The following is a 9,380-nucleotide window of genomic DNA, read 5'->3' as shown; positions in this document are numbered from 1 at the left end:
GCCGATATGCAGGCCGCCCGCCTGTTCATGAGCCTTGCGCGGTTGCTGGAGCCGGGAAGCGGCGGCGTGGTTGTCGCCAGCAATCAGGCCATGCAGGAGATGCTAGACGTGTCGCCCTCTACGGTGGCCAGAGCACTCCGCACCTTGGTAAAAGGCGAGTTCGTGCGCCGTCTGCGGGTCGGTGGCGCACACGCGCTGGCTATCAACCAGGAATTCGCATGGGTCGGAAAACAGGACGACAAACAGCACGCCGTATTTCCCGCGATTGTCGTTGCCTCCCGTGCCGAGCAGGTGGCCGCCGATCTTAAGCTGGGCAAGCCCAAACGCATGCCACTGGCGAACCGTGGGGAGCATGTCCTACCCGTGGGAGCAGAACCCGACCCGCCCGCACAGGGACTTATCGAGGGCACGGAGCCTGTCGCGTTTGTGGCCATGGTCGAAGATACCGGCGAGCCAGAGGGCCTGTAACCGGTCGGCCTATGGTGTACAAATCCCCGGTCAAGAATCCAAAGCCTTTCTGGATAAAGGTTTCCGGCCGATTCTATGGTGTACAAATTCCGGGTTGGGTTACTTTCCTGATTTCATGAATTCTTGAAAGCAAGCCGCCAGAAGCGTGTTTAGCTTCATGTCGTGGTCTAGCGCGGCCTGCTTGAACTCCCGGACGAACTCGGGCGGCATCTTGAACTGGAGCGGCACCAGATCAGCCGAGGGGACCGCCCCGCGCTGCTGTGTTGCGCTCTTTGCCTTGGTTCGCCGCGCCGTCAGGTCGGCGGATGTTAGGGGGGTTGCTTTAGCCACGGGCTTTCCTCACGCGTTGCGGTTGCTTTTTTTCATGAAAGCATGATTTCACACATTCCCACAGGTGGGCAACCTCTGCGGCTGCTGGGCCTTTGGCGGCCAGCTCCGGGGCTGTCTGGCCCGAGGTCATAGCCACGGCATACGCTACCCGGTCGGCCATGAAGGCTTCGGCCACAGGACCATGCTGGGAGAGGGCGGCTACGGCTTGGGCGGTAATCCCGGCTTTCTGCTTGGCCTGGGAGACGACGAACAGAAACGGCTTGCCCGCCTCCTTCACGGCCTCAACAGTCTCCGCTACGGCCCATAGATCGGCGGGGGAAGGGCGTACGGGGATCAGCACAAGGTCGGCCAGCGTCAGCAGGGCGGCGTTCTGCTTACTCGATGCCGGCGCGGTATCCACAAAACACCAAGAAGCCCCACGAGCCGCCAGAGCAGCCAAGCCATCCCCAACCCTGGACAGCGCAACATCGGCCCGCTGCGGAGCCTCTACGGCCCGCCGGTCGTGCCACTCGCTCAATGTCCCTTGCTGGTCGGTATCAATCACCCATACTGGGCCGTCCCCTGCCCGTTCAGCCTCCACGGCCAAGCACTCCACGATGGTTGTTTTCGAGGAACCGCCCTTCTGGCTAGCGACTATGATTGTTTTCATGAAATCATCCTTTCATGCTTTGATGAAATATGGATATCCAGGGGATGATACACGCCGCCTAGGTCACTGAAGTAACTGGCCGAAGATAAATCCAGCTTCGGGGTGTCAGGATACTGACAGTTCCGGGGTGTCAAAATTTTGACAGGTTGCCGGTTTCTGCATGCAAGTTACGGTTTGGTTGCGGAGCCTAGAAGTCTTATAGGGCGGGCGTTTCGGGGATTTTCTGCATGCAGGTTGCCCCCGCAAGCAAATTTGAAAATTTTGTAGCTAGATACAAGTCGCACGCGCGCAGTGCCCTTGCGAAAGCAGGGCTAGGAGGGACCCGTGAATTTTTGGCCGGGGCCGTTCGAGGGCGCAGGGTGTCAACCAAACCGACAACCAAGGTAACAACTGACAACCGGAGTGTTACCCACCTGCCAACCAGTCGATTTGGCCTAAATCATTGCTGGACGGGCGTTCCAGGCAATAGGTGACAACCAAAGTGTTACCTGTTACCCAAATTTCAAAAGTTTGTATGTAGCCGGACATCGCACGCGCGCAGTGCCCACGCTTTAAGAGGGCGGAGAAGGACCCGGAGACGGGGGGGCGTCCCATGTGCGGGGCGGCACTTACGGGCGGGGGCGGCGGGCCTTCATTGACTGGATTTGCTCAGTCGTCATTTCCGGCACGTCCAGGTCTTGCGCGATACCGCGCTGGATCGCGGCTTCCTGCTCAGGCGTGTTGAGTCGCCAGCGGCGGAGATGGCGCGCGTGCCATAGGTCGTGGCTCACCTGCATCGCCAGCCAGAATTCAGCATCGCCGCCGTGATCGACGCCAAGCCATTCCTCGATGCGCAAAGCTAACTCGGCGGTCACTGGCGCATCGCCACTCAATACGCGCATCAAATTGTCCAGCGGCACGCCGAGCAGCGCGGCCACGTCTTGCGGCGCAAGCTTGAGGGCTGGGATAACGTCCTCGCGCAGGATCTCACCCGGATGAGTGGGGCAGCGCTCGCTGTTACGAAATGATCGAGGAGCATCTGCGGATGACGCAGCCGTTACATTCCGCTCTCCGCGCTGCTGAGCGTGCCATAGGTCGTAGCTTGCCTGCTCCGCCATCCACAGTTCGGCACGCCCACCATGATCTACACCCAGCCATGCCTCTATCCGCAGAGCCAGTTCGGCGGTCACTGATGCCTTAGCATTCAGTACATCTGCCAAGTCATCCAACGGCACACCGAGCTGCGCGGCAGCATCTTGCGGCGTGAGCTTGAGGGCATTAATACCGTCGAGCAGCATCTCGCCTGGGTGTGGAGGGTTATGCATGCGGGTGCGTGGCGTCGTCATGTTCAAACGATAGCACTCGTGTACGCGTAACTATATAGCTACGCGTGTTGCTATACACATCGCTGTGCCCGTGGTCATGGCGCACCGTCTCATTACGGCTTGGTGCCACGCTGCACGTACGCAACCGCAAGGATTCGGGTCATTGCGAGCAGGCACAGCGCGCCAATCGGATTGGCTTGCATGGTCTCGCACAGCTTAATAACGCCGGAAATTGCCGCCCCAATGTATTCCATACTTTCCATTTATCCGCTGTGATAGTGCCGTTCTTGTCGGCGACGTTCTTAGGTTGGTGTCACAACTCGTCGGTATGTGCGCACCCCGATATGTTCGCTCATGCCAACTACCAGGTCGCGCCGCTGTTTTCCTATGAGTCGGGAAAACGAACACGCAGCATCGTGAAACGCTGTGGTAAGAGCATGGCGTCACGACTTTCGGCAGTCCACTAGCGGCGGTTGTACCCGTGCTGGGTACAGGAACTCGTGATGTGTCACGACTCGACGCCATCAAGTTGAAGGGACGATTTATTCTGCGCCGAAGATATTCAAGATCGACACGCTCCCAAGCGTGCAGGTACGTGGTGCTTACTAGCCACCGCGCCTATCGAACTGGTTGCATAAGACGTGCTGCGGCACCTCGACAACTACGTCGCTATCGGTCCGCCGCAGGTGGAAATGCAGGATGGAAAAAAGAAAACGGCCCATTGCTGGGCCGGAGGCAACGGCGACGCGATGCACGTGGCCGATCCGCGTGTGTTAATCTCGACCGTAAGTAACGGTTTGCTAGGATATAGCCGGAGAACAAGTCCAAGACTTGTTAATCAGGTTCCATCCTGGCAGTTGGCTGTTAGCGATGACAGTACGCTAGAGCCACGTAGATCGAGCCAACGCAAAGGTAGTTGGCTGCAATCAGCCAATACGCAGTTGCTGTACTCATGTGCCCTCCCTAAAAATGGGGTTACATGATCGAAGGGGGCCGTCCTACTCTTTCCACGGACTCAGACGGTTTCCCTTCCCCTATCTTGAAACTGGCGCGGATTCCCGCGCCGTTTCTTTTTGGGCGTCAAATCAGCACGCCCGAGAACAATCGTATCAGCTTTCAAGAAGTGTCAATCGTGGTTGCCGGTTCTAGCCATACATTTAAATAGAAAAAAACTATTAATTTTACTATTAAATAGTATTTTTTATTTGTTAGCGGCCGGCATTTCATATCCTTCAAAGCCTTACTGGTGGCGGTTCTTGGCGATTTTTCGCTAGCCCATAAAAACCTTTTCACCGTGAAAATACGAAACATTGGGCCTCGAAAAAACTTGAATTTGGATCGACACGATGATGCTTTTGACGACGTTGACGATCTCGAACTCGCACAACACCTTGTAGTTGTCCGCCCACCGCCGGAGCTGCCAAGGTCTTGGGGTAGCCAAATGCTGGCCCTCCTAACAAATATGACCCTAAATATTGGGCGATTCCCTCCTGCACACCTTGCTATGGATCAATAGGGTATGCCAATGTGATCCAGTCACGGGAGATGCGAAAGGTGGGTCAATAGGATTGATCGTATGTGAGCCAGCCGGTACGATTGATCCACCAACCCAATTGATCCAATCCAAACCATGCGCAAGCTGTATTACGGTCGAATCAGCACCACGGACGGCCAATCCATCGCCAGCCAAGTCGAGGACGCAAAAGCCCACGGTGTCAGCGAGAAGGACACGTTCATTGACGAAGGTGTGAGCGGGTATCACGTTGCGCCGCTGGATCGACCGCAGTGGGCCAAGGTCGAACATGATCTACGGCACGGTGGAGTGCTGGTGGTGCGCTGGCTTGATCGAATCAGCCGCCGGTACGACGAAATGCACGCAACGATGCGGCGATTGATGGAGATGAACGTGCGTGTCGAATGCACGCTAAACGGGATGGCGTTCGACGGCTGCGCAACAGATGCGATCCAGAAAGCGTCGCGCGATGCGGTGCTGGCGTTCATGGCCGCGCAGGGTGAGGCAGACTACCTGAATCGGGCCGAGATGCAGCGACGGGGTATAGCGATTGCCAAGGCGGAGGGGAAATACGCAGGACGGCAGCGCGCCCATGACTACGCAGCGATCAAGGCATGGCGGACCGACCATGGTGCATCGATCAGCAGGACGGCGGAGCACTTCGCCGTGGGCACGGCGACAGTGAAAAGGGCGTGCCGCTAGGGCTACATTTATTACAAAACCTTTTCAATTCGAGTTGGAACGCGATTAAAAGGTCTTTTTTCCTGCTTATAAAGTAAAAAAGCCCGCAATGCGAGCTTTTTCATCAGAAATAGTTCGTGCCCCAAGATGGCTTTTGATATGATCCATCTCGGACTCGACGCAGGCGGTCCGCAACTCTTTCCAGGATTGCGGGCGGTCCCTTCATAAGAAAGCCCGTAGTCCTGGTTTTTTTAACCTGCGCTTCTATAGGTGAAAAACCATGATTCACAACATCCTCGGCCAAAGCGCCGAAATCGTCGTTGCCATCTGCTTTGTAGTAGTCGGATGGCACCATCTGCAACAAGGCATCACTACGCTTGTCCAGATGCTCGGGTCCTAACCCACCTTCCAAACCTGCGGGGCTGCGCCAACAGCTTCGTAGGTTTTTTTTTGCCTCTACTTCCCACTTGTTCCAGAGGAACTTTAGCGGCTAAACCGAAAATTCCTCGATATAGACAAGTAGATATCGACTGCGGAGTGAAGTTTAAGTTTTTCGACCTCACGCTGCAATTTTTGAATCACGGCAAGGGAACTAGCACGATTAGAACTATAAGTACTATGGGAAACTATGTGTACATGGATACCTATGAGCACGGAAAATCTGTGTAGGCCTTATTGGGCTTGGATCCATGGTATCATATGGGACACCTTCAAAGCATCAAACGTAATATCCATTACATCTTAACGTCAAAAAACCAATATTTAGGGTAAAAAAGTGGCATCTGAGAGCGATATCGTCAGAAAAAAAGGCCCGAAGCGCGCTTCTGATCGAAGGAAATTCTTGAGATCGACCATGTGGCCAGAGGTTAGCGAGGACGAACTCTGGCTGCGAGCGAAGAGCGTTGGGTTTACGACGGTACCTCGGACAATCACCCTGATCGGTCGCATTCTCGACAATCTTTCAGATAAAGGCTTTCCTCTCTCGGATACCTACCTGACTCTGTGGTGTTGGGTGTTTGATGAGGCCTTTTTGGAGGTTCGTAATCCTCGCGAACTGGCCTTTGAGTCGGGGTTTAGCGGGCCTCGTGCTGAGACCACATGGCGCAACCGGATGGGCCGCCTGAGGGATCTCGGTTTTATCAAGGCCAGGGAGGGGGTCTCGGGCGAGTTTAACTATGTTCTTCTGCTCAACCCGCTCAAGGTCATCGAGAAGCTCTATAAGGAAAAGGAACGGCAGCATGACGTGTTCTACAACGCCTTGTTGAGCCGGTTAGTACAGGTGGGTGCAGATGATATTCAGACGGAAGATGAAGGAGATTTGGCCGCTCATCCAGCGGCTCCCAATCTGACTGATCTTTTGGACTGATGAGCCTCTAAAGATCGATCACGCGCTACCGGTTAACCTGCTGAATACCGTACTTGGCCAGCATGGCGCGTAACGTGGGCCTGGATATGCCAAGCCATTCGGCTGCGCGTGATTGATTGTGCTCGACGGCCACCATCGTCCACTGGATCAGCGCCTTTTCGGCTTCCCCAATCACGAGGGCGTGTAGGTCGGTGGGTTCCGCGCCGTGAAGAGCTTGTTCATACAGGTCGAGGCGATATGTCACCGCCTCCGCTATCTGCCCGCCAACGGCCTTGGGCTTGCGTTGAGTGCTCATTAACTCCGGGTGTAAAAAAATTTGCCAACGAAGGAGTTTCCTTCATTTCTCGGCAGCCGGAAACCCTTGCTGGGCGGGGCCTCGATTTTCCGCCGACTGTCACTGCGCGGACAAAAACCCTTATAAATCAATGGCCACCTTAGAGAACCTCTAATATGGGGCCTCTGAGATCGCCCGAGGGTCAACCGGGGCCATGCGCTCGCTGTATCTCTGGCCGTACTCTTGAACAGCAGCGCGTTGCCGTGCGCGGCGCGCGTCAGAGATTTTCTCCCGAATGGTTTCCTCGACCACCCTCTGAATCTCCCGAGCCAGCATTTCATTCCATGATGGGTTACGGGCCTTGCCAGCCCGCACGTCCGCTAACCGGAGCATCAGGTCAATCTCGTGCTGCGAAACTTCTCCCGGCCGGACATCGCACCGAGTACTGGCCACATAGCTTTCAGCGTTGGCCAAGTAGTGCGGGAAGTGTTCCCTAGAGCTACGGCAGGCTTCGCCAAGTGATTGGCCGTGGAGAACAGCCCTCGCCCGTAGGCGTTTATCTGCATCTAATGGATACCCGGATGGGCTTACTTCCGGGTGCATCCTGGCCCGCTCTCCGGGCCGACGTCGTTGCTGCATGAAACTCCTTTTTGATAGACCAAAATTATCATCCGCCCCATCAAAAAATTCAATAGTCCGAATTAATTTGAGGCTTACCTGGTAAGGATTTGATAGATATCTCCTACAGAATATTTTCTCTTATTGAGTTGGTTGTTTAGGCAACTTTTAGGTGTTTGAGGCTCGCTGTCGTCCGCTATAGAATCCGGCCAAATAACCGATGAACCGAGAGAACCAGAATGTCCGCTGATCTGTACACGTACCGCACCATCTGGTCTGACGAGGACCAAGAATACGTAGGCCTGTGCGCCGAATTCCCCAGCCTGAGCTGGTTGGAACCAACGGAAGCAGCAGCGCTGGCCGGGATTAGGCAGGTAGTTGCAGAATGCGTAGCCGACATGATCGCGGATGGCGAACCTGTGCCAACGCCTATTGCAGAAAGGGACGCGGAATGAGGCGGATTGGCCTCAAATTTGAGGCTGGATGCCCAAAGTGAGGCCGGTTGATTCAAAAATGAGGCGGATCTGCCTCATCTGGTGAGCGATGCCGGCGGCCAGTTCGCATGATGTGAAGTACGTTTCCTACCGTGCGAAGTGCATTTCACAGCGCAGTGAAGTAGGTTTCACATCAGCTACGTTGCAGAACCCACGCAATACGTTGCCGAACCTAGGAAATACGTTGCACGCTAGTACGCAACCGGGTGCATAGTCCGACACATCCGCGATCGCTCTCAGCCCTTACAGCAGGTTGGATTGAATATGGCCAGCTCACCCCATCCCAAAGCAGCCTAGCCCCTTAGTGGGCCGATTTACGGCTTTGGCGGACTGATGCTGCTGCCATGTAGATGACGTTTGCAGACCTACTCCTTGGCAAGCTGCTTTTCTCGGCTTTCAGATTACCGATCACGGTTCCACGCCCACGCGCGATCACGCTGGCGAACCTTCGCTCCAGCTTTGCGCTAGTTGGCGCATCTGGTTTCACATGGCTGTGATTCAGGCTTCGTAGGGTGTGAAGTCGGAAACGCGTCACAGATGGCGTAGAACACCGCCATTTGAGTACAGATTTGCGACACGCCGCATTCTGACAAGGTGGCTTGGACGGCAGGCTACCCCAAAATTTGTCAGGCTAAAAAAGCCCGTTTTTGTGGGTTTTCAGCAGATGCGGTACTGACTGAAGCCTTATCTGGTGGGCCTTTTCTGGCTATTCGGGCATCTTTTGGGGTATTCGTACAAATTCATGGTTAGCCGAACATGCCTGTTCCGATGTTCGAATCCTTGCCTACAAACCGAAACGTCAACGAATAAGTAGGTTCTGGTCAGCGCATATCTTGGTTCCGTTTTACGCATAAGAGGGTTCCGTTTTTGGCCCACTAGGCCCTTCGAAACACCCTGGAATCGGTCTCAAACCCTTATGCCACCGTGGTAATCGAGGGCCTACGCATAACAGGGTTCCGACCAACGCATATGTTGGTTCCGTTTTTGCGGCTAACCGTCAGCGTTTACTAACCCGGCTTCACCTACTTCTTAGCACTTCCGGTACGCCCGCGCTCCCATGGACAAGCCGGGACAAGCTGATAGCTTGCCCCACCTTGCCCACAGGCCCCTCCGCGATCTTTCCCTTCGGGCTGACGCGCTCCGCTTGTCCTGATGAGATTTACAGCCTCTGAATCTCGGCCATCGCACCGCGTAAGCCGTCGGCGGGTGAGGCACCGCCAATGGGGGCCAACTAATCCCCCGCTTGCGGGGGGCTGGATATACAGACCTAGGTGAACAACAAACCTTCCTTAGATCATAAGAGAGACGCGTCTTTTGCCCCTTTATAAATCAATGGCTTGCAGAGGCCGACATGTCATAGCTGGTGACAGGCTAGGGCGTCATAGCTGGTGACAGGTAGTAGGGGGGTAGTGGACGGGTCATGTGGGCCAGCCTGTCATAGCTGGTGACAGGTTAAGGTGTCACTTTTTGACAGGATTCCTGTCACGGTTGACCAATACACTGTCAAAAAATACACTATCAACCACATCAATCATGACAGGGTTCCTGTCACATATGACAAAGAAACAACCACGCCTACGGTCCGTCATGGGGGCGCCTATCTCCAAGGTTGTACAGCCGGGGCAGGCGCACTTTGTCATGATCGAGAAAGAGGCCCTGTTCAACCTGGACGAGTTGATGCAG

Annotated in this window: 7 protein-coding genes; 3 read left to right on the top strand and 4 right to left on the bottom strand. The window is 55.1% G+C overall.

The window, feature by feature from the left end:
• A partial coding sequence (locus BBA01S_RS47745) for a helix-turn-helix domain-containing protein (protein WP_167336095.1) occupies positions 1-468 on the top strand: 468 nt, incomplete at its 5' end.
• 99 nt (positions 469-567) lie between these two features.
• On the opposite strand, the gene BBA01S_RS44960 is transcribed toward BBA01S_RS47745, so the two are convergent.
• From BBA01S_RS44960 to BBA01S_RS48580, 3 genes are all read right to left on the bottom strand, one after another.
• Positions 568-798, bottom strand: coding sequence for a hypothetical protein (locus BBA01S_RS44960; protein ID WP_042298638.1), 231 nt, complete (start codon positions 796-798; stop codon positions 568-570).
• On the bottom strand, positions 791-1,447 hold the full coding sequence (locus tag BBA01S_RS39085; RefSeq protein ID WP_027821122.1) for a ParA family protein: 657 nt from the start codon (positions 1,445-1,447) through the stop codon (positions 791-793). Before BBA01S_RS39085 ends, BBA01S_RS44960 begins: the two co-directional genes overlap by 8 nt.
• Before the next feature lie 608 nt (positions 1,448-2,055).
• On the bottom strand, positions 2,056-2,772 hold the full coding sequence (locus BBA01S_RS48580) for a HigA family addiction module antitoxin (RefSeq protein ID WP_322787857.1): 717 nt from the start codon (positions 2,770-2,772) through the stop codon (positions 2,056-2,058).
• A gap of 1,609 nt (positions 2,773-4,381) precedes the next feature.
• Between BBA01S_RS48580 and BBA01S_RS39055 the strand changes: the two genes are divergently transcribed.
• Entirely contained in the window at positions 4,382-4,966 is a 585-nt protein-coding gene (locus tag BBA01S_RS39055) for a recombinase family protein (RefSeq protein ID WP_027821121.1), read from the top strand.
• Between the two features lie 832 nt (positions 4,967-5,798).
• On the top strand, positions 5,799-6,311 hold the full coding sequence (locus BBA01S_RS44945) for a hypothetical protein (RefSeq protein WP_063750603.1): 513 nt from the start codon (positions 5,799-5,801) through the stop codon (positions 6,309-6,311).
• A 25-nt stretch (positions 6,312-6,336) separates the two neighbouring features.
• Here the strand turns inward: BBA01S_RS44945 and BBA01S_RS39040 are convergent, their stop codons facing one another.
• Complete coding sequence (locus BBA01S_RS39040) at positions 6,337-6,606, bottom strand: helix-turn-helix domain-containing protein (RefSeq protein WP_027821120.1); 270 nt, start codon at positions 6,604-6,606, stop codon at positions 6,337-6,339.
• Positions 6,607-9,380 lie beyond the last annotated feature (2,774 nt).

The organism is Paraburkholderia bannensis NBRC 103871 (assembly GCF_000685015.1).
GTDB lineage: Bacteria > Pseudomonadota > Gammaproteobacteria > Burkholderiales > Burkholderiaceae > Paraburkholderia > Paraburkholderia bannensis.
Note: the sequence above shows the minus strand (reverse complement) of the source record. Positions and strands in the feature narration are given on the sequence as shown.

What these genes read in the sequence shown, in the direction of transcription:
- BBA01S_RS39085 (WP_027821122.1), bottom strand. Translation starts at nt 1,447, where the DNA reads ATGAAAACAATCATAGTCGCTAGCCAGAAGGGCGGTTCCTCGAAAACA.
- BBA01S_RS48580 (WP_322787857.1), bottom strand. Translation starts at nt 2,772, where the DNA reads ATGACGACGCCACGCACCCGCATGCATAACCCTCCACACCCAGGCGAG.
- BBA01S_RS39055 (WP_027821121.1), top strand. Translation starts at nt 4,382, where the DNA reads ATGCGCAAGCTGTATTACGGTCGAATCAGCACCACGGACGGCCAATCC.
- BBA01S_RS44945 (WP_063750603.1), top strand. Translation starts at nt 5,799, where the DNA reads ATGTGGCCAGAGGTTAGCGAGGACGAACTCTGGCTGCGAGCGAAGAGC.
- BBA01S_RS39040 (WP_027821120.1), bottom strand. Translation starts at nt 6,606, where the DNA reads ATGAGCACTCAACGCAAGCCCAAGGCCGTTGGCGGGCAGATAGCGGAG.